Genomic DNA, 25,125 nt, shown 5'->3' with positions numbered 1-25,125 from the left:
TTATCAAAATATCTGGCTTTATGGTTTGTTTCTTGTTTTATAAATTAACCTACTGTTTAATTTTCAAAGTTCATTTTATTAAATCAATCATTTTGTACTCATTATTTTCTTGTTCCTTGTTGAGCACATTTATTATAATAACACCTTATCATAATATGGTCAACTACTTTTTTACATTTTTTTTAAATTTATTAATTATTCATATTTTATAATACTATTGCGACTTTATTTTCAAATATGTAACTATTATTAATAACAATTTCCAACTATAATAATACTATATAATTACTATTAATTTAGAAGGGAGCTATAAAATGCTTAGAAAGATACTCTACTTTTTGACAATACTTTCTATATCTATTTTTTTCATTGTTGGATGTTCAAACTCACAAAAAAAACAAAACACAGACCAGAATAGGGAAATATCAACGCAAGAAGATTATCAAAATGTTGATGATAGTAAAGATACTTCCAATATAACTGTTTCAGATGGAACAGACAGTCTATCAAATAAAGATACTGTGAACAATGATAATGAAAAATTAGACGTGTCATCTTTGGACAATACCGCTCTTGATTGGTTTTATATACCAAATACTAAACATCAAACTCCAGAAGTAAATACTGATATCAAATTTAATTTTTCTGACTATAGTGCTATATATAATGGTCCCATCAAAGATGGTCAAAAAACATTATATCTTACATTTGATGAAGGTTATGAAAATGGATATACATCAAAGATACTAGATGTTTTAAAAAAAAATAAAGTAAAGGCTGTTTTTTTCGTTACATCTCCATACATAAAAGAAAATAAAGATTTGATAAAAAGAATGGTTGCAGAAGGTCACATAGTTGGAAGCCACAGTAAAACGCATCCTTCTATGCCAACAAAAACAAGCAATCTAAAAAGCTTTAATAATGAATTTGAAGATGTTGAAAAACTTTATAAAGATTTAACTGGAAAAAATATAGTTAAGTTTTTCAGACCTCCTATGGGTAAGTATTCAGAAAAAAGCTTAGCAATGACTAAAAATCTAGGCTATAAAACTGTATTTTGGAGTTTCGCATATAGGGACTGGGACACTGAAAAACAACCATCACATGAGGAAGCCAAGAAAAAAATAATGGATAATTTACACGATGGTTCTATCTTATTACTACATGCTGTTTCTAAAACTAGTACAGAAATTCTAAGTGATTTTATATCAGATGCTAGAAAGCTAGGATACAATTTTGAACTTCTAAATTATTAACATTTAGAAGTATATTTAAAAGCTATACTTTAAGTCTAATATTTATATGTTAATTTACATAAACGATTTCAAATTAAACACTTCCAATAAAAAATAGATGTATAGTTTTTACATAAACAAAAGTCTTTTGATAGGTAATAACTGTGCATCTATTTTTAATTTATATAATCTTTTATTTTTAATTTATATATAAGTTTTGTTAATCTACAAGTAAAATAATATTAGTTTTTATTTGCTAAATAATGAATACTGCTACTATAGTTGTTACAATGAGTCCTGTTATAACAGGAATAAAATTCCTTTTTGCCAACTCAATAGGACTAACTCCACAAATTGCGGCTGCTGAAATAAGACCCCAAGGAACTAGACATCCTCCACCAACCCAAATACCACTAATTTGACCTAATGCTGCTAATGCACCAACACTTGCATTAATAGCAGTTCCAAATACAGATGCAAGTGAACCAACTAATGAAATTCCAGAGAACCCAGAACCATCAAGCCCAGTTATTGCACCTACTACAGTTTCTATACCTGATACTGCAAATTTATTAAGTGGTATCGTTTGAGAAAGGGCTATCCCTATATCTGATAATAATCCTTGAGAACCAGGGGTTAATACCTTACCAAATACACCAGTTAAAGGTGCAACTTCTCCCATGTAGAAAAACGCTGCTATTGGTATAATCGCACCAAATATCTTTATACCAAACACAAAACCATCTATTATATTTTCACACACATTTTCAAGACTATCTTTGCCGAAATTTATAGTATTTATAATAATTATTAGAAACACTGCTGTTCCTCCTAAAAGAGCTGATGCATCTCCTCCTTTTAGGTCAAACATATACATAGCAATTATATCAGCAAGAAATCCTAAAGCTACTAAAATAGTTGCTATCTTAGATTTTCCATTAAATTCTTTTACTTCTTCACTTTCAAAATCTTTAAGCTCTTCTCTAAACATTCCTTTATTGATATCCCTTTTTAATGTATAAAATGCCATCGATATCGTTACAATTCCCATTACCCAAAATAAAATCATACCATCATTTATGACATATGATACTGCTACTCCTGCTGCACCAGCTGTTATACTTGGAGCTCCCTGAATAACAAAGTCTGTAGATAAGGCAAGACCATGACCAAATAAGTTTAATGCTACTGCAACACCAATCGCTGGTAATCCAGCTCTAATAGCAACAGGTAAAAATACAGCCCCAACTAAGGCAACGGCTGGAGTTGGCCAGAAAAACCAAGAAAGAATCAACATTACAAATCCAGTTACAAAAAATGCTGTGTTAGAATTTCTTATAACTTTGGAAAATGGTCTTACCATATACTGTATTGCATTATTCGCTTCTAGAGCTTTAGATAAAGCTACCATAATCGCTATAATTAAAATAATCGGTCCCAACTCATTTAAAGATATAATAAACGAGTTAAACACTGCTGTTATAGCTCCAAAGATATTTTTTTCAAAGAATAACCCCATGAAGAAAACACCTAATATACATGGTACTATAGTATCTTTTTTCATAAGCATAGTAATTAAGATAATTACCATAAATACAATGTAAATATAATGCGCTCCTGTTAAAACCATATTATTATGTCCCCTTTTTTTAAGATAATAATATTATATGGTCTTACAAGTAAACTTGTTACTTGGTCATAGGTACATAACAATTAACATGTGCAGTACTTAATTTAGACATTTATGATTCATTTACTGGAATAGATATTTCAATAGAAAACTCTTTGTCACCTGAGTTTATAGTTATACTTCCATTGTGATATGCAATTATCTTTTCACAGTTTTTTAAGCCAATTCCAAAACTTTCTACATTTTTATGAATGTTACTAACTTTGTTTTTTTGTATAATTAGCAACTTACCATCTTCAACTTTAATTAAAAATACTATTGGTCTATCCCTTCTTGCATACTTTATTATGTTAGAACATAAATTATCAAATATTCTTCTAAATTGTGTTACATCTACATAAATATGATATTGATTATAAAGTTCATTCTCTATTTTTATATGAAATCCCTTTTCTTCCAATGTATATGAACTATCTAAAAGCAGTTGAAATATAAATTCATTTGCATTAATCTTTTCATACTTTTTAGACACTTCTTCTTCACAATTAACAAAATGTGTAAAAAGGTCATCTGTCAAATCTTTTATCTGATATGCCTTTAATCTTACATTTTTTATATATTGCTCCAATTGCTCAGGGCTATTATACTTATGATCTTTAATTAAATCCAAATAGCAAATTACTGATGTCAATGGAGTTCTGACATCATGTGATATTGAAGTTACTATATCTTTATTTTTATTCTTCATTTCTCTTTCTTTTATAAGCTGATTATCAAGTGCTTGACTCATCTCATTAATACTAGATGCAAGTGATGATAATTCATCGTTCCCCTTAACAGGAATTCTATACTTTAAACTACCACTTTCTACTATCTTTATACCCATCTCTATTTTTCTTAGATATTTAATCTTTCTACTCAACAACAATAAAAATGTTACAATAAATGTAATTGCCATAAATGTGATAGAAACAGCATCTATAAAGTTTTGAAATCGAAATCTAAACAGTGCTACTATAACTACACTGGCTTTAATATCAGAAAATTGTATCTCATAATGTCTAGCCATAGAGCTACTATAAAATTCATTTTCTTCACTTTTATCAGGTAATTCATTTGGATAGTACAATGTATCATAAAAAATCTTATCTCCTTCATATACTTTCATAGATACAAACCAATTGTCATTATTCCAATTTGATATATCTTCTACATCATTTGAACTTATATTTTTATCATTTACATAGATTTGAAAATCATCCATTAACTGGTCTGCTTCTCTTTTAAAATATGTTTTACCTTCTGATACATCCTTTACTATTGACTCAACAGCAGAATAAAATGGTATATTTAAAATAAAAGCCACCACAGCTGAGATTACTACATATACCAATAGTATGACACCCAACTTTGATGGCTTAATTTTGCTAATCAATATAGTACCCCTTTCCCCATGCAGTTTTTACATATTGTGGATTTTTCTGATCTTTCTCTAATTTTTTTCTTAAATTTCTAATATGTACCATTATAGTATTATTTGCTGTATAAAAATATTGCTCATCCCAAATACTTTCATATATATTTTCAGACGAGAAAACTTTTTTTCTATTTTTTAGCATAAGAACTAATATGCTATATTCTATAGTTGTCAAAAATATAGTTTCTCCATCTAATATGACATCTTGAGTATCCAAATTTACACATAAACCTTTTGTTTGCAATATATTTGGCTCCTTATTCTTTTCCTTCCCCTGATATATATAATAACGTCTAAGTAGTGACTTAACTCTTGAAATTAACTCAGAATATGAAAAAGGCTTTGATAAATAGTCATCTCCTCCTGCTGAAAACCCAATAACCTTGTCGGAATCTTGAGTTTTCGCAGTTAGAAATAATATTGGAGCTGTTGTTTTTTCTCTAATCTCATTACATGCAACAAACCCTGTCTTTACTGGCATAACAACATCCAAAATAATCAAATCAATTGTACTGTCTACTAAATTTACAGCCTCTTCTCCGTTCGTCGCCATAACAACTTCATAACCTTCGCCAGTCAAAAGTATTTCTACAATTTCCCTAATTTCTGGATTATCATCAGCTACTAAAATTTTTTTTGGAATCTCTTTAATCATCGCTAAACTCCTTTTTTACTATATTTCTTAAATATTTCAAACTATATAAAATATTATACTTTATTAGTAAAAGCTTAGCAATGTCATACGTTTTAATACTTTCTACTATTGTAAGTGCTCTTAAAGTTTAATCAAAACGTATACATATATCACTTATATAAAAAATAAACTATACAATACTATCTTACATAAATAACTTCTTTTACTGACTTAACTTTTTCAGAAGACTTAACATGTGCTACAATACATACTAAACCACTTATAGCAACGAATGCATAAAAACTTATTCCTCTGCTAAGTAACATCGCTGGCACTAGTAAATGACCTGGGAAAAATATCTTAAATAATATCATAAAACTATTTTCAGATGCTCCAACAGCTCCTGGTAATGGTAAAGATGAAACAGCAATATTAAGTAATGATTGTATTGCTAATATTTCAAACACAGTATATGTTGATAGATGGAAAGCTTTGTATACAAAGAATGGTACTAAAAACATAGCTGTTATTTGCACAATAGTTATAAGTAAAATCTTAATTACTAACTTTGGATTTTGTTTTATATATTGAGCACCTTTAATATATTCTTCAATTTGAGAAGTTATCACTTTTCGTGAACCTTCAACATCTTTTATTATTCTTAGTTTTCCTAATAAATTTGTTATGGATATTATGAAGTTATTTACTAATTTTTTTGAAAATATAACTGCAATTACTCCAACAACAAGAGCAACATTCGTTATTACACCATATATCAATAAAATATTCATCCCTCTTACATTGTTTAGTATAAATTCACGTTCCATAATGAACATTATTCCGCTATATGCCAATACAACAACTTGGTGAATGACAACAATAACTAATAATATAAGTGAAGAGTAAGATATGTTTATATCATCCTTCTTCATGTAATAAACTTGTGCTGGTTGACCTCCAGATGCTGAAGGTGTAATTGAGCTAAAATAAAATCCAACAAACGCATATCCCATACATTTTAAAAAAGTAGTTTTTTGATTTAAAGCCTTCATACCTAAATATATATTTATACCTTCGCAAGCAACATATATAAACATCATTGCAAATCCAATTAATATAAACATAGGACTTGCACCTTTTAATGATTTTATTAACGATTCAATTGATTGACCTCTAAAAACAAAGTATCCAGTTATGCCCATTAGTAAAACTAAGAAGGCTACACTACCTAGGGATTTATTTCTCTTTTCAGTTTTACTTATCATAACTACATCCTTTCTGGTGTTACAAATTTGAAACCACTGGCTTTAAGTTTTGGAATAGCTATCTTTAATGCTTCAATAGTACGTTCAGGTGCTCCAACTGCCCCTCCTGAGTTTTCTCCTGCATCATGCAAACAAATTATAGAATTTTCTTTTGTTCTATCTATTAATTTATTTACTATAATCTCTACTGTGCTATCTTTACTCCAATCTTCTGCCATTACATCCCATAAGGTCATTTTTAAATTATATTTTTTAGCAAATTGATTTGAAAATATATTAGTATGCCCCCATGGTGGACGATAGTAGTTTACGTCTACACCTAAATTTTTCATTATATCTGTACTTTCAATAAAATCTTTTTTAACATAATTATAACTATAAAGCCATGCATTCTTATGTTCTAGTGAATGTAAGCCAACTATGTGATTTTCTCTTAACATTCTTTTTATAATTTCAGGCTCTTTTTCAGCATTCTTTGCCACTACGAAAAACATGGCCTTTATATCATTTTCTTTTAGTACATCCAACAATTTTTCTGTATACCTTTTGTCTGGTCCATCATCAAATGTAAGAGCAATTTCATTCTTCTCAGTCATATTTTTCAATACATCTTTATTTAATAATTTATTATAATATGTAGGTATAATTGAATGGATTAAAAAAATCAAAGCAATAACTATAATTAAACCTACTACATACATTCTCTACACACTCCTTGTCCATCAAATGAAAATAAAATATTTTCTAATGTATTATTATCAAATTGTTTTTTAAGTTTTTTCATATTCAAACTCATTTCTTTAAGTTTAACATCATCATAGATTAAGTCTTTTATCTCATCTACATAGTATTTTTTATTTTTATCAAGTATTTTTCCAATTCCATTATTTAATATAAAATCAGCATTATTTATCTCTTGTTGCAAAAATGGATTGAATGCTAATATTGGAAGCTCTGAATAAATTGTTTCAAATAATGTTATTCCACCTGGTTTAGAAATAATAAGGTCAGCATTTTCCATATATTTATATACTTCGTTAGTATAGCCTACAACCTCAATATTTTCATATCTATTGTACAATTTATAGTACATTTTTTTATTATTGCCAGTTATTACAGTAGTTTTTACTCCTTCTAAACTATTTAGCTCTTTATAAAATTGTTCTGACTTAGGTAATAAACCTAATCCTCCACCCATTATAAGGATGTTTTTTTTATCTAAATGATTTATATGTTCTATTTTTTTAAATTCTTTTTTTACAGGTATTCCATTAACTTTTATTTTATCTTCATCTATTCCTTTTAAAATAAGTTCTTCTTTAGTAGATTCACTAGCTACTAAGTAACAATCTGTATTTTTACTAATCCATTCTGAATGGCTACTTATATCTGTTATACATGTTATCAAAGGAAGATTTGAATTATACTTTCCTTTATATCTTGATACTACTTGAGAACAAAATGGAAAAGTTGAAATAACTACTGTTGGTTGTATTTCATTAAGTAACTTGTCTAATTTAGTTAAGAAATAATCTGAAAAGGTAAATTTTATATCCTTTTTTCCATTTTCAGTACATTTGTAAAATAAATTATAAAGACTGCTTCCCCGATTTACAAGAATAGAAAAAGTTTTATACATTTTATCTGAGTAGTTAGGCATAATATATTCAAATATATCTTTAATTATTATTTCAGAATTATTAAATTTTGTTTTTATATCTTCACTTAAAGAGTTTGATGCTGAGTAATGACCCATACCAAATTTTCCTGTAAGAATTAATACTTTCATAAGATTCCCTCCTCATTAGAGCCTTTAAATACCTTTAATTACTATATTTATAAGTATAAACTTTAAATCTTTAGAAAAACCTAGTATAATTCTTAAGAAATCTTAAAGTTTTAATTAAAAAATACAAAACCCAATTAATATTGGAAGCTATCTCCTAATTAATTGGGTTTTATCTTTATATATATATTTAAATATAAATACTATTATTGTAATTATTTAAATATCTCTTATTTAATTATACTTTTAATTAATCCATAATATTATATTCTTCATATAGAGGATACTTTTCAGTTAAACCAACAACCAATGTTCTTGCTTTAGATTCTTCATCATAAGTTAAACATAGGTCTATAGCCTCGGCAATTATTGCCATATCTTCCTCTTTCATGCCTCTAGTAGTTACAGCTGGAGTACCAAGTCTTATTCCACTTGTAACAAGTGCTCCATTTGGATCAAATGGTATTGTGTTTTTATTAGCAGTTATATAAGCATCATCTAATCTTTTTTCTGCTGCTTTACCAGTTATATTTTTATTAGTTAAATCTAATAATATTAAGTGATTATCTGTTCCTCCAGAAATCAATTTAAAATCTCTCTTAATAAGTTCTTCAGCTAAAGCTTTTGCATTTTTAGCAACCTGTTGTTGGTATGTTTTAAATTCATCACTTAAAGCTTCTTTAAAACATACTGCTTTAGATGCAATTATATGCTCAAGAGGTCCCCCTTGAATTCCAGGGAATATCGCTTTGTCTATAGCTTTAGCATATTTTTCTTTACAAAGGATAACTCCTCCACGAGGCCCTCTTAAAGTTTTATGAGTTGTTGTTGTAACAAAATCAGCTACTTCACATGGATTTTGATGAAGACCAGCAGCTACAAGACCTGCTATATGAGCCATATCTACCATAAGTAATGCTCCAACCTCATCAGCTATTTCTCTAAATTTTTTAAAATCTATCTCTCTAGGATATGCACTTGCTCCCGCAACTATCATTTTAGGTTTTACTTCGTGTGCTATTTTTCTAACATCATCAAAATCTATAAGTCCACTATCTCTATTTATTCCATATTCATAAAATTTATAATATTGACCAGAAATATTAACTGGAGCACCATGAGTTAAATGCCCACCTTGAGATAAATTCATTCCCATAACAACATCACCTGGTTTTAGCATAGCAAAATATACACCAATATTTGCATTTGCTCCAGAATGAGGTTGAACATTAGCATGTTCTGCTCCAAATATCTTTTTAATTCTATCTATTGCAAGAGTTTCAACTTCATCTATGTACTCACATCCACCATAATATCTTTTGCCTGAGTAACCTTCTGCATACTTATTAGTAAGATGACTTCCCATAGTTTCCATTACTGGAACTGATACTATATTTTCAGATGCTATCAACTCAATATTCCTTTGTTGTCTTTTTAACTCTCTTTTCATACTTTCATAAATCTCAGGGTCCGCTTTTTTCAAGTTCTCAAACATATTACTCCTCCTAGTTATTATTTAAATTTTACTTTTACAGACATTTCATAATTTTCATTTTTATCAATATGATAATTTATTATTATAGTCTTTTATAAATTAATAGTCAAGTGTTTTACTACTTTTACATGTTTACTTTCTGTATTTTAAGTTAAAATATAATAAATAATATTGTCTAATTCTTTTAATTGGATATAATTTAAATGTGACTATTTTTAAATAAAAAAAAGATAATATAATTTATATATATATAAGGAATATTACTTAAAAATTTGATATAATTTCAATATTATGTTTTTTAATTTGGAGGTGTATTTATGAATCAAAATGAGGAACTTGAATATAAAAAAAATATTCTAAAATTAGCTCTATTTGTAGGGGAACTTATGATAAAAAATGGAGCTGAAACATCTAGGGTTGAAGACAGTGTCCTTAGAATCTGCAGGTCAAGAGGATTTTATCATGTAAATATTTTTACAACTCCTACAGTAATAATTATTTCAGATGAAAAATTTGACGGCTTTTCGTTTATGAAAACGATTCAATCAAGAGGTATAAACTTAAATAAGATTTCCTTATTAAACAGTTTTTCTCGAGAATTTGTAAATGATAAAGAGTATGATATTGATACTGCTATTGCACGTCTTTATGAAATACAAGAGGTAAAACCTTATCCTTTATGGTTGTTTTACTCTTGTACAGGAATTGCATCTGCTTGCTTTGCTTGCTTGCTTGGAGGGAATTATATATTAAATTTTATTCTTACATTTATAATAGCAATATTTGCTGCAATTACTTATGATAAAACCATGAAGATAAGTGCAATATCTGCATTTTCATGTTTAGTATCTTCTTTTTTAATAGCACTTTCAGGAGTTTTACTAGTTGAAATAGGTATTTTGAGTAACCCTAAAATGCTCATAGTTGGAGCAATAATGCCACTACTCCCAGGAGTTGCTTTTATAAAAGCCATCAGAGATTTAATATCAGGTAATTTAATATCAGGAATTTCTCGTGCTTTCGATGCTGCTATGATTATTATTGCAATTGCTTCTGGAGTCGGTTTTGTCCTTGATACATGGTATAGAATTGGAGGTCCTTTCTAATGACTGATATGTCGATGATTTTACATTTTTTATTTTCAGGCATTGCAACTGCTGGATTTGCTGTCTTTTTTAATGCACCACTTTATCTACTTCTTCCAGCTGGAATAACTGGTGGAGTTGGTTGGATTGTGTATGTATATTTGTTTAATTTCACTACGAACTCAATTTTTGCGGGTTTTATAGCTGCTGCTTTGGTTTCAGCGTGTAGTGAGATATTGGCTAGAAAACTAAAGCAACCAGCTATTGTATTTGTAATTCCAGGGATTCTTCCTCTGATACCAGGAATTGGATTATACAATACAATGTTATCTTTAATTCAAAAAAATTATGATTTAGCGATGTCAAAAGGTACTGATGCACTATTTTTAAGCGCTGCAATATCGCTTGGTGTATTGGTTGTAACTTCTTTTGTAAGAACATTAAACCTTTTGAAAATACGAAAGAATTTTATTCCTCAAAGAAAATCAAAATAAAAATATAAAAATAGCAATGTACCTAAATCCTATAAATATACATTAAGCATTTATAAGAGTACATTGCTATTTTTAAATTATAATCATTTTAAAGGTCAATTAATATTCTTGTGATTACTGGTATAAATTCTCTACTATCTCTAAATTTTTTATCATTTTTCTTTAAATACAAATAACAAATTACTGTAAGACAAATCCCAACTAATCCACTTATAGCTTCAACCCCAGAGGTCATGCCAATTGCTTCCAATATATAGTATGTTCCTATTGTTCCAACAAGAAGCGCTACAAGAGGTATTATATAAGCCATCGCAGCTGCTTTTAATACATTCATGTTATCCATACTCACTTCTACATGGTCACCAACCTTCGCACCAATTGTATTGTCTACCTCTACTAATATCTCTTTTGACTCCGATGAGTCAGCAGTAGCACATTTTCCACAAGCAGCACAAGCTGAGTGTCTTTGCATTTTTAATTTTGCAGTTCTATCATCAACAATCTCCATAATAAATCCTTGTTGATTCATACCTAACCGCCCCCTTATTTTGTAAATTTATTTATGGTATCCATAAGTTCTTTTATCATCTCTTCAGTTTTTTCACTATCATCATGTTTGATACTTTCTGCTACACATCCTTTTATATGATTTTCCAAAATAATTGTGCCTACTCTATTTATAGCAGACCTTATAGCGGATATTTGAACTAATATATCAACACAATAACGCTCCTCTTCTACCATCTTTTGTATTCCTTTAACTTGACCTTCTATTCTTTTTAATCTTTTTATAAGAGCTTCTCGCTCATTGTTTGGTGCTAATTTTCTTTCTTCCATAAATTCACCTCATACTCTTATGATGTTCTATACAATTATGATTTACTTACCAATTTGCTTAAAATATAATACAGTTATTACTATTATAAATGCTAAAATTGATATTGCTATAGACCTGCTCTGATGCTTAGTTTGCTCCATACTTAATTTACCATTCATTTTAAACCCTGCTAATGGAAATAAAAATATAACTAATGCGTCAATTCCAAGTACAATTTGGGCTGCAATAGTCCATTTGCTCAAAAAGCAAAATATTCCACCTACACCTAAAAGAACCTCTAATATATTTATAAACTTATACGTAGGTTTTTTTATTATATATTCTTCAATTTTTTCCTTACATTCTGTACGACATGGATATATATCGGTATTGTCATCATATTTTATAGCCAATTTATTATTTGGTGACTTTATATCCCTGTTACAGTAAAGACATTTTTTCATTTTATGTTCTCCTCATAGTATTCCTCTTAAGAAATTTTATCTAAATTATTATTGTTTCAATATTATTATACCAAATAGATACAAAAAACAAAAATAAAAGGACTCATTTTAGCTATTTCTTTTATATTACTACTTAATTTATAATAATAGTTAGACAAAATTATTTATATTTAGTTTAATTGTTATATAATCTAAAATAAGTCAAATTTGTATGAGAGGTTAAAATGAAACAAATAGAATTAGCTATTGTAAGCTTAAAAAAAGATGCTGGAAAAATTTACGAAGACCAAATAAGACAATTTCTAGGTAACAATATAAAAATAAACTTATACTCATTTGAAGAGGGAAATCTAATCCTTTTATCTGCTTATTTAAAATATGATGAAATAGCAAAATTATCTCATCATGATGCTCAAATTATCGTTCCTAAGTTGACATTTGAAAAGAATAGTATAGATATGATATCTAAATTAGAAAAAAATAAAACTATTTATGTATATAATCTAAGCAAGGATATGTCTATAGAGACAATCTCTTTAATACATAGACTAGGAATAGATAATATCAATATCTTACCCTGTTATCCAGAAATAGAATTTACTCCTACAGATGCCATAATTCTAACTCCTGGAGAAAAAATCTTGCCCAATTTTAAAAATTGTGAAGTTATAGACTTAAAATATAGAATAATAGATTTAAGTTGTATTGTTGAAATTGCCACAAAAACTAAGTTAAAACATCTAATAAAAGATGACTTAATAAAAAAATATGTAGAAAAAATAATTCCTACAAGCTATAGTACAGGCGAATTATTGTTAGATGCAAATAAATTTGAAAGGCAATTTGATTTGTTGTTATCTATAATTGATGATGGAATTATATGCACAAATAATGATGGAATTATACAATTTTACAATCATATCGCTAGAAAAATTTTATCTATAAATGCAAATGAAATGATTGATGTATTTATTGGTGAATGTATAAAAGATATTAACTTTCAAAACATATTAAACAATAAAACTCTATTTTATGAGAAATTAATTAAGATAAATCATATTGACATAAATTTAGAGATTAAACATATACAATTGAATGTATTTGATGGTTTTATATTAAAGATGACTAAGTTTTCTCAATTAGAAAAAAACAAGCTAAGCTAAGAGCACAACTAGTAAACTCTGGTAATATCAGTAAGTATACTTTTGATGACATATTAGGTTCTAGTATACAAACTATTAATACTAAAAAAATTGCCAATAAAATGGCTCAATCAAACTCATCAATCTTAATAATTGGCGAAAGTGGTACTGGTAAAGAATTATTTGCACAATCTATTCACAGTGCTTCTAAAAGAAATTGTGGACCTTTTGTAGCAGTAAATTGCAGCACTTTTCAAGAAAGTTTATTGCAAAGTGAATTATTTGGTTATGATGAAGGTGCCTTTACTGGAGCTAAAAAGGGCGGAAAAATGGGTTTATTTGAATTAGCAAACAATGGAACTATATTCTTAGATGAAATTGGTGAGATGGATTTAAATTCTCAATCTAAATTGCTCAGAGTTATACAGGAAAAACAAGTAAGGCGTATTAGTTCAAATAATGTTATTGACATTGATGTAAGAATAATTGCTGCTACTAATAGAAATTTAAAAGAACTTGTATCTAAAGGTAAATTTAGAAGAGATTTGTATTTTAGGTTAAATGTTCTTCCTCTTAAAATACATCCTCTTAGAGAAAGACCTGCTGATATATTTGAAATCTTCGAATCACTAACGTATGATATACCATGCAATTTTAATCTAAGTGACGAAGTTAAGGAAATTTTCAAAATATATAAATGGGAAGGAAATGTAAGAGAATTAAGAAACTTAGGAGAATATTTCTGTTATCTAGGAAAAGATGTTATAGAAATATGTGACTTACCTGAATATATATTAGATACTATAGATGAAAATTATAGCAAAACTGTTTGTAATAAAGTAACAGAAAAAATATCTAAATACCAATTTAATATTAATAAAGACAAAAACTTCATCAAACATGACTATAATTTTAAAAGACCATTAGATGAATATATCTTTATATTGGATAATTTAAATAAAGCTTACGATTTAAAAGAACGAATTGGTAGAAAAAGCTTATACAAAATAGCTTTAAACGAAAATAGATTTTTGACAGAACAACAAATTAGAAATATACTTTTGGAATTACAAGAATTTGGATTTGTAAATATACTTGTTGGTCGTGGTGGTTCAGTTATAACCCTTAAAGGAATCGAGTTTCTAAAAAAAATAAATGGGTTTAATAATGAAAACAGTTCAACCATTTAAACCTATTTAATTGTATTTTAATAAATTTAACAATTTTTTAAAATAACCTTTTCCAAATAAAATTAAATAAATTTAATAATTTCATATCTTCCAACCTCTGGTATTACTTAATATCACGAATTAATTTTTAATTAAATATTTTTAATATCTATTTTGGCATATTGCTTGCTAAATACTATAAGTATAAATTTAAAAATTACTGGAGGTATTTATAATGAATTACAATTTTAATGAAATTATTGATAGAGGTAATAATTTTTCAGCTAAATGGTCAGAGATGGATAAAAAATATGGTACTAATGATTTACTTCCTATGTGGGTAGCTGATATGGATTTTAAAGCTGCTCCGTGTATAATTGATGCCTTAAGACATAGGCTAGAACAAGAGATTTACGGTTATACAACAAGACCAGATTCTTACAATGAATCTATAGTGAATTGGTTGGATAAAAGACATGATTGGAAGATAAAAAGTGAATGGTTAGTTTATAGCCCAGGTGTTATCCCAGCAATAAGCCTTTTAATAAATGAGCTTACAAAAGAAAACGATAAAATAATGATACAGGAACCAGTTTACAGCCCTTTTAATAGTGTTGTAAAAAATAATAATAGAGAACTAGTTATAAGCCCACTACAAAAATTAGAAAATGGAAACTATATAATGGACTATGAAGACATTGAAAGTAAAATCAAAGATGTAAAATTGTTTATACTTTGCAATCCTCACAATCCAGTTGGAAGAGTATGGACAAAGGATGAATTAAAGAAACTAGGAGATATTTGCCTTAAATACGGTGTAAAGGTTATATCAGATGAAATACACAGTGATATTATATTTAAAAATCATAAACATATACCTATGGCATCTATATCTAAAGATTTTGAAAAAAATACAATTACTTGTATGGCACCAACTAAAACTTTTAATATAGCAGGTCTTCAATCTTCATATGTTGTACTACCTGATGAAAAAGATTATAAATTGTTAGATAATGCATTTACTAGAATTGATATAAAGAGAAATAACTGTTTTAGTTTAGTTGCAACAGAAGCTTCATATAACAATGGTGAGCCTTGGCTAGAGTCATTCTTAGAGTACTTAGAATCTAATATAGATTTTGCTATAAAATATATAAATGAAAATATGCCAAAACTTAAAGTCAGAAAACCAGAAGGTACTTATTTATTATGGGTAGATTTTAGCCAACTTGGATTAAGTGATGAAGAATTAGAAAATCTATTAGTAAAAAAAGGTAAAGTTGCCTTAAATCAAGGAAGTAGTTTTGGTATTGGAGGAAGCGGATATCAAAGAATAAACTTAGCTTGTCCAAGAAGCATGGTTGAAGAAGCTCTTATAAGAATAAAAAATGCAATTAACTAAAAACATTTAAGGAGAATTTGCGCTATGAAAATAGGTACAGAAAGAAAAAGACCTTCATTTAGATATTCGTTATTAGTAATGCTTGCGATAATAGCTTTAACATCGGTTGGTATAGTTCTATTTAAAGCTTCTATAACTACAATGTTTTTACTTTCATGGCTTATAGTAGTTCCAGCAGCTATGAGACTTGGTTATACTAATGAAGAAATAGAAGCTTTTGGATTTGAAGTTGGTAAAGATGCCTTTCAATCAAATTTAATTATACTTTCTGTTGGGGTACTAATAGCAGCTTGGATAGCTGCTGGTACAATCCCAACAGTAGTATATAGTGGTCTGACAATAATAACACCTAAGTATTTTTTACTTACAACATTAATAGTCTGTTCACTTACTTCTGTTGCTACTGGTACATCTTGGGGAACGCTTGGAACGTCTGGTATGGCAATGATGAGTATTGGTACTAGTATGGGTATTCCCCTTGGCTTAACAGCTGGTGCAGTCATATCCGGTGCTTTTTTTGGAGATAAAATGTCTCCTCTATCCGACTCTACAAATCTAGCTGCTGCGGTTTGTAAAACAGATGTAATTACTCATATGAAACACATGGTTTACACAACAGGACCTGCATATATAATATGTATCGTTTTGTACACTGTAATTGGGCTTAAGTATTCAAATAATACTATTGACTATGTTCAAATAAATCAAATCAAAGATGTATTAAATTCAAACTTTCATATTGGTTTAGTAGCAATGATTCCAATACTATTCTTATTATTACTTTTATTGTTACAAAAGCCTCCTATTATATCTATATTAAGTTCAGCTATTATGGGGCTTATTATAGCTGTAATTCAAGAAGGAGAAAAAATAGGTGATGTCTTAAATTACATGTTATCAGGATTTACTATAGACACAGGATTTGTTTATGCTGATAAATTATTAAATCGTGGTGGAATAATGAGTATGGCTGAAACCGTTTTACTAGTCTTTGTAGTTTTCGTTATTGCTGGAATTCTCCAAAAAACTGGATTCTTAGAAGTATTACTTCAACCAATGATAAATAAAATAGGAAAATCAAGAACTAAGTTAGTTGGCTCTACTTTCATAGTAAGCTACTTTGCAAATGCATTTAGTTCATCCATGATGTTCACATCGGTATTTGTTGGAACTTTAATGTCCCCAATATATAAGGAATTTAGGCTAAAACCACAAAATTTATCTAGAATTATAGAAGATACAGCAACCCTTGGCGGTCCATTAATACCATGGAATTCAAATGCTGTTTTCTGTGCCCAAACTCTTGGTGTAAGTCCACTTGAATTTATTCCATATTGTTTTCTAAGTTGGATTACGCCTATAATTTCATTTATTTATGGTGTCACAGGTTTTACCATGCTTACATATACAGATGATGAAATAGAAGATTTAGAAATATCTACTACTATGCAGAGAAGAGTTGATTAAAATATGCATTTTAAATACTATTACTTAATCCAAGATATTATAGGTGTATTATTGGCATTTATAGGGCTTCGAATGACCATTCTCAGTTTTAAAATAATATCGATAAAGGGTATTTCAATAAATACAATTTTAATCCTAATTAAATACTGTTTATTTACAATTGCAGGGATAAATCTATTGATATTCAATTTTGGCATTAAACATTGGATTTTAAGTATTTGTATGTTAATAATATCTACAATAATAACTCCTAGAATTAAGTTATCAAAATAGAAATCATTATTAAAATCAACATTTCATAATAATAAAGAGACTGCCATTAATATTAAGACAGTCTCTTTATTATTTATTATCTATAAGTTTAGATAACTGGTGTATCAGATAGGTAATCATTACTTACATAGCCATATCCACCATTATATTTTATTTTTACCCATCCCGTAGCAAACATTTCTACAGTTTCTACCTTACTTCCATATGGAAGTTGTCCTATTTTTTCATCTTCCGTACTTGGTCCTTTTCTAACATTTAGACCATCTTTTTCTTTTACATATTTTATCTTAACATTTTCACTATTATTATTAGGTTTATTATTTGTTAGATAAGACCCACTGACATATCCAATATCGTCATTGTATTTTATCTTAACCCATCCCGTTTTTAGTACTTCTAAAACTTCTACTTCATCACCATTATTTAGATAACCTACTACAGAAGCTTCTATTGTAGCATCACTTCTTACATTTACTTTATCTGTATTAGCTACATACATTACTTTCTTACCAATACTACTTCCTTGTAAAGCTTTTAGCTCTGTAAATGCATTTTCATTTCCACCACTACCAACTTGAGTTATAGCAGTCGCCTTTTTATTTGTAAACATACTCTTTTGAGTTGCACTCAATTTATCTCCTACTATAAGTACTGGAGAATTTTCTTTTGATGCTAATACACCTACTGCTAGAGCATCTATAAGTTGATTTTGTTTTTTCATTCCATTTTTAGCTACAAATACATTATCTAAATTATTTGATGTATAAAATTTTTCTATTACTTTTCCATTTGTTTCATTTCTATCTGCTCCACCTATTCTTTCTGAATTTGGCAGACTTTGTTTTATTTTATCTGATACAGCATTAGTAGAGCCTATTATGTATGACTTACTTATATTTTTAGAGGCTATAAAATCCTTAAAACTAGACACTCCAGATGCATCAGAAACTGGAAGTATAACCATACCATTAGTAGCAGCTACAGAAGCTATACTAACTGCATCTGCAAGACCTGTATATCCATTTATAACAGCTATTTCTGATATGTCTTTTAAACCTTCTATCTTTTTAGCTATGTTCAAAGCTGTCTGATGTCTGTCACTACCACCAATTCTATCAACTGTTAGGTTATTAGATTCTAGTTGTTTTTGTACATTGTCTGATACAGAGCCAGATAGTCCAATTATATAAACTTTTTTAACACCTAATCTTTCTAATTCTTTCTTAGTTTGCAAATTTAAATTATTTTTTTCTGTAAGTAGTATTGGAGCGTTCTTTAATTTAGCAAATGGTGTAACAGATAATGCGTCTACAATAGATTCACTATTAACTATTACAGCCTCATTTGCGCTACTCCAACCTTCTTTACTTACTTCAATAGCTGTCTGATATCTATCCTTTCCTATTAAAGTATTTTCTGTTGCCGTTCTTCCCATTTCATTTGCATATGATATTGATGATAAACTTAAAACTAGAGATAAACACAATACTGATGATATTGATTTTGTTAATTTCATATTAACTCCCCCTAAAATTATTGTATCTACAATTTTTATTTACTCTAAATATTATATCACAATAATTTAACCTATATCATCTATTCTAAAGCATCAATAAAATACAACTTTATTATTCTCCAAAAGTTTGAAACTTATCTAGGCTTCCATATCTATTCATTAGAATATCCCATTCATGCTCATCATAAAACTCACAATTTCCACTGCTATAGTATTTTGCTACTTCAACAACAAATCTTCCTGCACTTTCTAAATCAGAATAATTACTTGCTCCAGTTGCACATCCAGCAACTGTTGTCTCAGTTGTTATAGCAACTCCTACTACAGGTGCTTTTGTAGCTACAGCTGGCTGAAGAATACTATTTATATGATATAAACCATTTCCATATGGAGTTATATCTTGTATTGACACAGGAAATACATAAGGAAGTCTTCCTGTAGTAGTCTGCATTATATCTAATAAATCATTACTTGTTTTTAGAATATATCCTTCTTTTATTGTAGGAGATATAGCAAATCCTCTTGTATTTATAACTCTATTACCTTTAGTTGTATCTATTGATAATATAGCATCACAACTTAAATCAACTTCGTTTTCATTCATAGTTCTCATGTCAATTGGAGAATCCATAAATGGAACTGGTTTATGTTCTTTAGTAGGTGCATCTGGACATATGTGAGTTGAAACTATTACATCTCCATCAATAAAATCTCCCTTATTATGCATGTCCAATAATTTTGCTCCTACTGCTATTGCTACTAAAGCTCCATCAGCATCAGAAACCATACCTATCATTTCTGGTCTCGCTCCAATACCTCCTAGTCTTCCTAAGACACCTAATGTCTTAGCTGTTCCTCCTGATGATTTTCCATTTTTACCTTGTATTGTAAACTTTACTAAATCAGTAGACCCTTTTTCCGTACTTAAAGTTTTTACTAATATATTCTTCCCACCATAGCTTTCCAAATATTTTTTTACACATTCTCCATCTACTTCTGCGCTATCAATAATATCATAAACTTCCAAAATTTGTTTTAACATCATATTTGCTCACCATCCAATTTTATTTCTTTTATTTATAATTTTTGTGTAAATATTTTTCCTTTTATTTTTATAAATATTACAGCATTTTTTTCTTTTATTTATATCTTTATAAACTTTTTCCTATTGTTTCACTTATTTTATTTGAGCTCTTATAAACTTTTTCTTATAATCTTTCATATCTTATTTATTTTTATAAACTTCTTCCTAAGTATTTGTTTTATTTATAATTTTATAGGTATTGTATTGCTCTTTAAATTTAATTAATTTTAATTCTTCAATCAATTAAATTACTACACATCCTAATTAACTCCAATTATTTTTTTATTTAATATATCTTCTATATCTTTTAATAATTCTTCTTGTGTCATTGTTATTGAAAGTTTTAAATTTTCTTTAGAAGTTTTTATTAAAACTATCTCTTGCCCTTCTCTGATTTCTGCTGATGTAACAGGCATACTTGTGTTTTTATCAAAAGTCATAATTAAATCTGGAAACGTTGCTATTCTATTATTGTCTTTATCTATTGTCATATATTCATTCCAAAAAGTTACCTCATAACCATTTACAATCAATTTACCTACATCAAATCCACCTGTAGTTTCTAACTCTAAAGTTTCTATTGTTCCTTCTGAAACTACCTCTCCATTCAAAAATTCGACAACGTTGTTTATTGCTTTATCTTTTGATATTTCTAGACCTAAGTAGAACTCTTTACCCAAATCTATTGCATGACTTATGCCTCCTATAGCAGCATTTTCTTTTACAACAGAAGCTTTTACAGGATTTCTAGCTACAGCAACTAGTCCTTCTGCTGCTACAGCACACTGTCTAACAAGTCCTGCTGTCTTATTTAAAGAACCCTCTACAAATCCCTCTATATGATTATCAAGTTCTGGATTTCCACCAGACACAGCTTGATAAGACTTATATGTTTTATCTCTATGTAATCCAAGGCTTCCCATCAGGCCTGTTGGATGGGCTCTACCATTACAAGGTGCATCTATTAGTGGTATTTTAAGCACAGAAGACTGAAGCCATCCATTTATTGTTGCACACCCTCCATTTTCATTAGTAATAATACCTTGTATATCTAATCCTAGTTTATCAATAAATATTTTGACTGTGTTTATATAATCATCATTATCAGCATACTTAAGTGGTGCTGCTGGAGCTCCTACTGCAGATACATTTAAAACAATTGCGTCATCATGTAATTCATCTATACTTATTAGCTCTGGAAACCCATATTGTAAGGCATATTCCCCCATATCTCTTCCACTTTCCTTTGCACCGCCACCTCCTCCACCTAAAATTGTACCTCCTATTAAAGCATATTCTAATATTTCCTTAGTTAACTTCATATTAAATATCTCCTTTATTAGTTAGATTATGTAAATATATTAGTAACTATTTAAATAACTTTATGATATATTATAGTTTATTATACAAGCTTTGTATTATAATGTATAATATATAATTAATTATCAAATTTATATAATTCAAGTTATATTAAAAGAGGTGTATTTTATATTATGGATTTATTGCATCTTAAGTATTTTCAAACTGTCGCTAGAATGGAACACATAACAAAAGCATCACAAAAACTAAACATAGCACAACCAGCTTTAAGTAAAACCATATCTTCTTTAGAAAAAGAACTTGGAGTTCAGTTATTCGATAGAAAGGGAAGATATATTGTACTAAATGAGTACGGTAGATTATTTCTAAAAAGGGTGGATAGTATTTTAGATTTAGTAGAAATGTCAAAGAAAGAATTACAAGATATTTCCTTAGAAAACTCTGGTGAAGTAAAAATATTAGCTACAGCAGCTGCTAATGTATTACCACCACTTTTGAGTAACTTTAGAAAACTATATCCTAATATTACCTTTAATGTTTCACATACTCTACCATCTTCTTATAAGAAAAGTGATTTTGATTTGTATATATCTTCTTCATTTACAAAATTAAACTCAGAAAATAATATAACATTAACCTGTGAGGAAATATTATTAGGAGTTTCAATAAACCACTCTCTATCATTAAAGGATGGGGTTTATCTAAATGAAGTTTCAGACGAAAACTTTATCGTTATAACTAAAGGTGAAAATTATAGAGAAATAATAGATATATTATGTGAATCAGCTAATTTCAAGCCAAAAATAGCCTTTGAATCCGATTCTCCATATACAATCTATGCTCTTATAAAATCACTTCAAGGAGTTGGATTTATATGTGGAAAATCATGGGGCTTATCTCGAGACCCTGAAATTAAACTATTACATATAAAAGATATTGAATTTAAAAGATATTTAAATCTTTCATGGTTTAGTGAGAATTATGCATCTAAAGCAGTCTTATTATTTAAAGACTTTCTTATAAATTATTTCAAAAATCTTTAAAGCAAAGCTGGTATTATTAAAGAGGATATATCAAACAGAGTTAATAACTTTATCTTTAACGTTTGACATATCCTCTTATTTTTATTTTTTATCGAAATTATACCTTAACATATAATGTAAAATTATATATTGTAACTATTTTTTCTGTCCTTTAAGTAGGGAATATCGTTCCTATATTTTTCTATTTCATCTAGGTCAATCTCTTCTAATATATATTTTTCTCTATATGTATCTAATTGACTTATTATAGTTCCTCTAGGATTACATATTTTACTCTTTCCAAACAGTATCAAATTAGGGTCATTACTTACTAAGTTCACTCCTACTGTATAGACAGTATTTTCTAAAGCTCTTTGAGATACGTTTAAATCCCACATATCTTCATCTTGTATTCTCCACGCAGAAGGTATAAATATTATTTCAGAGCCTTTTAATGTCAATTCTCTAGCAACTTCTGGGAATCCTGCATCATAGCATATCATCACACCAAATTTACCAAAGTCTGCATCATATACATTTACTTTTTCCCCTGCTTTAAAGTATACTGCTTCCAATGACCATAGGTGATTTTTACAGTATTCCCCCATCATATTACCCTGTCTATCGAATATAACAGCTGAGTTGAAAACATGCGTAGAGTCCTTTTCTAAAGTTCCATATGGAGATATTAGGTATACATTATTTCTTTTAGCTGCTTCTGACATTGATTCTTCTATGTATTTGTTATGTTCTCTTATTAGGTCTAATGTTTTAATTCCGCCTAAATATTCTAAGTTATATCCTGTAGCAAATAATTCTGGCAGACAAATAATATCTGCACCTTGATTTCCTAAATCATCTATCATATCTACTGCTTTTTCTATATTTTTTTTAACATCTCCAAGTACACTATGTTGTTGAATTATACCTATTTTCACTTTGCGACTCATACAAATTCCCCCTTTATTTATCTTTACTTCCAAAACATTTCATTAGTATATAATAAAGAATCATACTCACTACGATTCCATTTATTGGTGGTATTAAGAAACTTATTTTTGAAGTATAATATGATGCTGCAAAACCAATCAACCAACTTATTACTGCAATCCAATTTATTCCTTCTCTGTGTTTATAAGTTCTTCCTTGTATAAAATAATATTCGCACCACATAATTCCTGCTATAGCTGGAACTGCTATTCCTAAGAAAGATAAGAATGATTGGAATTTGAATATTATACCAGTAGCTGCTATTGTTGTACCTATTAGACCTGCAACCAAAGTTAATACATTTCTCTTTACATTTGGAAAAATAGTTTTTAGTGCCAATCCACCAGAATAGGCATTTGATACATTGGTTGACCAAGATGCAAGTATTAAAATAACAAATGCTATCCATCCAAACCCTAAATTAGCCAATACTTCTGTTATGTCCCAAGTAGGAGCACCCATAGACATTACACCTGCTGCAACTTGTTGGAACAATGAAATAATACCTAATCCTAAAAAACCAATTATCCAAATATCTTTTACTCCTCTTGTATATCTTAATTGGTCAGGTGATATAATCGCACCAACTATGATAAGACCAACAACCATATTTAATCCTTCAACCATGCTCATTGTTGTCTGAGGAGTGTAATTGTAAATGGCTTCAACTCCATAAGTAGAAAAAGCTTTAAAAACTCCCCAAGCCATTAATATTATAAGTGGTGGTATAACTAAGTAATTAAACTTAGCCATTGCCTTAAAACCATACAAAGCAAAAACTACCATTAATAATCCAAGTATAACTGTGACTAGTGTTAAGTTTACACTTGGAAATATTTTTTGTACTGATAATCCAGCAACTCCTGCTTGTACACCAAACCAACCAAAGCTAGTTATTCCAAGCAATAGAGATATAAGATATTTTCCACCTATCTCTCCAAATGCCCCCTTAGCTAATACATATGTATTTAACCCTTCTTTGCAACCAATATAACCTTGTATCATAATAATTGCGACTAATATTAAGTTCCCTATAATTGATGTAATAATCATATTGGAAAGAGTCATTCCTAAAATTAAGGTTCCTCCAACCATTAATTCTGATATGGCTATATTAGAGCCAAGCATATTAAATAATGGAGCTAACCATCCAACTCTTTCCTCTTTTGGAACTGGATTTAAAACTAATTCTTCTCTCTCTTGCAAGATTATCCCTCCCTTTCTTTGTAAAAGAATCTTTTCTACTTTTTTCTACATTTTTTTCATGCTTGATAGTTTTTTTTCTTTCTATAATTATAATTCTACTCTACAAAAAAGTATAATATATAGTTTATTATCAATTTGATATAATTTAAGTT

Annotated in this window: 23 protein-coding genes; 8 read left to right on the top strand and 15 right to left on the bottom strand. The window is 28.6% G+C overall.

Features of this window, described 5'->3' with window-relative positions:
* Positions 1 to 314: 314 nt before the first annotated feature.
* Complete coding sequence (gene pdaA, locus KGF52_RS13255) at positions 315 to 1,256, top strand: delta-lactam-biosynthetic de-N-acetylase (protein WP_227840504.1); 942 nt, start codon at positions 315 to 317, stop codon at positions 1,254 to 1,256.
* Between the two features lie 235 nt (positions 1,257 to 1,491).
* Here pdaA and KGF52_RS13250 read toward each other — a convergent pair whose 3' ends face one another.
* The 7 genes from KGF52_RS13250 to glyA all read right to left on the bottom strand — a co-directional run bounded on the left by KGF52_RS13250 (position 1,492) and on the right by glyA (position 9,522).
* Entirely contained in the window at positions 1,492 to 2,865 is a 1,374-nt protein-coding gene (locus tag KGF52_RS13250; RefSeq protein WP_227827489.1) for a hypothetical protein, read from the bottom strand.
* Between the two features lie 112 nt (positions 2,866 to 2,977).
* On the bottom strand, positions 2,978 to 4,300 hold the full coding sequence (locus tag KGF52_RS13245; RefSeq protein WP_227827490.1) for a sensor histidine kinase: 1,323 nt from the start codon (positions 4,298 to 4,300) through the stop codon (positions 2,978 to 2,980).
* The gene (locus KGF52_RS13240; protein ID WP_227827491.1) at positions 4,293 to 4,997 is read right to left on the bottom strand and encodes a response regulator transcription factor; all 705 of its coding nucleotides are present in this window, start codon (positions 4,995 to 4,997) and stop codon (positions 4,293 to 4,295) included. Before KGF52_RS13240 ends, KGF52_RS13245 begins: the two co-directional genes overlap by 8 nt.
* 179 nt (positions 4,998 to 5,176) lie before the next feature.
* Complete coding sequence (locus tag KGF52_RS13235) at positions 5,177 to 6,241, bottom strand: lysylphosphatidylglycerol synthase transmembrane domain-containing protein (protein ID WP_227840503.1); 1,065 nt, start codon at positions 6,239 to 6,241, stop codon at positions 5,177 to 5,179.
* Between the two features lie 2 nt (positions 6,242 to 6,243).
* A complete protein-coding gene (locus KGF52_RS13230; protein ID WP_227840502.1) occupies positions 6,244 to 6,942 on the bottom strand; it encodes a polysaccharide deacetylase family protein in 699 nt (232 codons plus the stop codon).
* Positions 6,933 to 8,030, bottom strand: a complete 1,098-nt coding sequence (locus KGF52_RS13225; protein WP_227840501.1) for an MGDG synthase family glycosyltransferase — start codon at positions 8,028 to 8,030, stop codon at positions 6,933 to 6,935. Before KGF52_RS13225 ends, KGF52_RS13230 begins: the two co-directional genes overlap by 10 nt.
* Before the next feature lie 247 nt (positions 8,031 to 8,277).
* Entirely contained in the window at positions 8,278 to 9,522 is a 1,245-nt protein-coding gene (glyA, locus tag KGF52_RS13220) for a serine hydroxymethyltransferase (protein WP_227840500.1), read from the bottom strand.
* 317 nt (positions 9,523 to 9,839) lie between these two features.
* Here glyA and KGF52_RS13215 point away from each other — a divergent pair, with 317 nt between their 5' ends.
* Both KGF52_RS13215 and KGF52_RS13210 read left to right on the top strand, forming a co-directional pair.
* Entirely contained in the window at positions 9,840 to 10,628 is a 789-nt protein-coding gene (locus KGF52_RS13215) for a threonine/serine exporter family protein (RefSeq protein WP_227840499.1), read from the top strand.
* Positions 10,628 to 11,101, top strand: coding sequence for a threonine/serine exporter family protein (locus KGF52_RS13210; RefSeq protein WP_227434511.1), 474 nt, complete (start codon positions 10,628 to 10,630; stop codon positions 11,099 to 11,101). The genes KGF52_RS13215 and KGF52_RS13210 overlap by 1 nt, the downstream gene beginning before the upstream one ends.
* 88 nt (positions 11,102 to 11,189) lie before the next feature.
* Here the strand turns inward: KGF52_RS13210 and KGF52_RS13205 are convergent, their stop codons facing one another.
* Genes KGF52_RS13205 through KGF52_RS13195 form a run of 3 tightly spaced genes read right to left on the bottom strand, consistent with a single transcriptional unit; the run spans position 11,190 to position 12,382 of the window.
* Positions 11,190 to 11,630, bottom strand: coding sequence for a SoxR reducing system RseC family protein (locus KGF52_RS13205; protein WP_227827497.1), 441 nt, complete (start codon positions 11,628 to 11,630; stop codon positions 11,190 to 11,192).
* Positions 11,631 to 11,644: 14 nt separating this feature from the next.
* On the bottom strand, positions 11,645 to 11,938 hold the full coding sequence (locus KGF52_RS13200) for a metal-sensitive transcriptional regulator (protein ID WP_227434509.1): 294 nt from the start codon (positions 11,936 to 11,938) through the stop codon (positions 11,645 to 11,647).
* A gap of 42 nt (positions 11,939 to 11,980) precedes the next feature.
* Positions 11,981 to 12,382, bottom strand: a complete 402-nt coding sequence (locus KGF52_RS13195; RefSeq protein ID WP_227827499.1) for a hypothetical protein — start codon at positions 12,380 to 12,382, stop codon at positions 11,981 to 11,983.
* A 224-nt stretch (positions 12,383 to 12,606) separates the two neighbouring features.
* On the opposite strand from KGF52_RS13195, the gene KGF52_RS13190 reads away from it, so the two are divergent.
* From KGF52_RS13190 to nhaC, 4 genes are all read left to right on the top strand, one after another.
* Positions 12,607 to 13,545: a hypothetical protein gene (locus tag KGF52_RS13190; RefSeq protein WP_227840498.1), complete on the top strand. Its 939-nt coding sequence runs from the start codon at positions 12,607 to 12,609 to the stop codon at positions 13,543 to 13,545.
* Between the two features lie 101 nt (positions 13,546 to 13,646).
* Entirely contained in the window at positions 13,647 to 14,714 is a 1,068-nt protein-coding gene (locus KGF52_RS13185) for a sigma 54-interacting transcriptional regulator (protein WP_255646318.1), read from the top strand.
* Positions 14,715 to 14,928: 214 nt separating this feature from the next.
* Positions 14,929 to 16,095 (top strand): MalY/PatB family protein, encoded by a 1,167-nt coding sequence (locus tag KGF52_RS13180; RefSeq protein WP_227840497.1) that lies wholly within the window; start codon positions 14,929 to 14,931, stop codon positions 16,093 to 16,095.
* 24 nt (positions 16,096 to 16,119) lie between these two features.
* Entirely contained in the window at positions 16,120 to 17,562 is a 1,443-nt protein-coding gene (gene nhaC, locus KGF52_RS13175) for a Na+/H+ antiporter NhaC (protein WP_227840496.1), read from the top strand.
* 361 nt (positions 17,563 to 17,923) lie between these two features.
* On the opposite strand, the gene KGF52_RS13170 is transcribed toward nhaC, so the two are convergent.
* The 3 genes from KGF52_RS13170 to KGF52_RS13160 all read right to left on the bottom strand — a co-directional run bounded on the left by KGF52_RS13170 (position 17,924) and on the right by KGF52_RS13160 (position 21,757).
* Positions 17,924 to 19,351 carry a cell wall-binding repeat-containing protein gene (locus tag KGF52_RS13170; protein WP_227840495.1) on the bottom strand — a complete coding sequence of 476 codons (1,428 nt, stop codon included), beginning with the start codon at positions 19,349 to 19,351 and terminating at the stop codon, positions 17,924 to 17,926.
* Positions 19,352 to 19,463: 112 nt separating this feature from the next.
* Positions 19,464 to 20,396, bottom strand: coding sequence for a DUF1177 domain-containing protein (locus tag KGF52_RS13165; RefSeq protein WP_227827504.1), 933 nt, complete (start codon positions 20,394 to 20,396; stop codon positions 19,464 to 19,466).
* Positions 20,397 to 20,695: 299 nt separating this feature from the next.
* Positions 20,696 to 21,757, bottom strand: a complete 1,062-nt coding sequence (locus KGF52_RS13160; RefSeq protein WP_227840494.1) for a DUF917 family protein — start codon at positions 21,755 to 21,757, stop codon at positions 20,696 to 20,698.
* 171 nt (positions 21,758 to 21,928) lie between these two features.
* Here KGF52_RS13160 and KGF52_RS13155 point away from each other — a divergent pair, with 171 nt between their 5' ends.
* Positions 21,929 to 22,798 carry a LysR family transcriptional regulator gene (locus KGF52_RS13155; RefSeq protein WP_227827506.1) on the top strand — a complete coding sequence of 290 codons (870 nt, stop codon included), beginning with the start codon at positions 21,929 to 21,931 and terminating at the stop codon, positions 22,796 to 22,798.
* A 122-nt stretch (positions 22,799 to 22,920) separates the two neighbouring features.
* Here the strand turns inward: KGF52_RS13155 and KGF52_RS13150 are convergent, their stop codons facing one another.
* Together KGF52_RS13150 and KGF52_RS13145 are read right to left on the bottom strand one after the other, a co-directional pair.
* Positions 22,921 to 23,727, bottom strand: a complete 807-nt coding sequence (locus KGF52_RS13150) for a nitrilase-related carbon-nitrogen hydrolase (protein ID WP_227840493.1) — start codon at positions 23,725 to 23,727, stop codon at positions 22,921 to 22,923.
* 13 nt (positions 23,728 to 23,740) lie between these two features.
* Complete coding sequence (locus KGF52_RS13145; protein WP_227434502.1) at positions 23,741 to 24,973, bottom strand: cytosine permease; 1,233 nt, start codon at positions 24,971 to 24,973, stop codon at positions 23,741 to 23,743.
* Positions 24,974 to 25,125 lie beyond the last annotated feature (152 nt).

It is taken from the genome of Clostridioides sp. ZZV15-6597 (assembly GCF_020657815.1).
Taxonomy (GTDB): domain Bacteria; phylum Bacillota; class Clostridia; order Peptostreptococcales; family Peptostreptococcaceae; genus Clostridioides.
The sequence above is the reverse complement of the archived record's forward strand: the minus strand, read 5'-3'. Positions and strand labels throughout refer to the sequence as shown.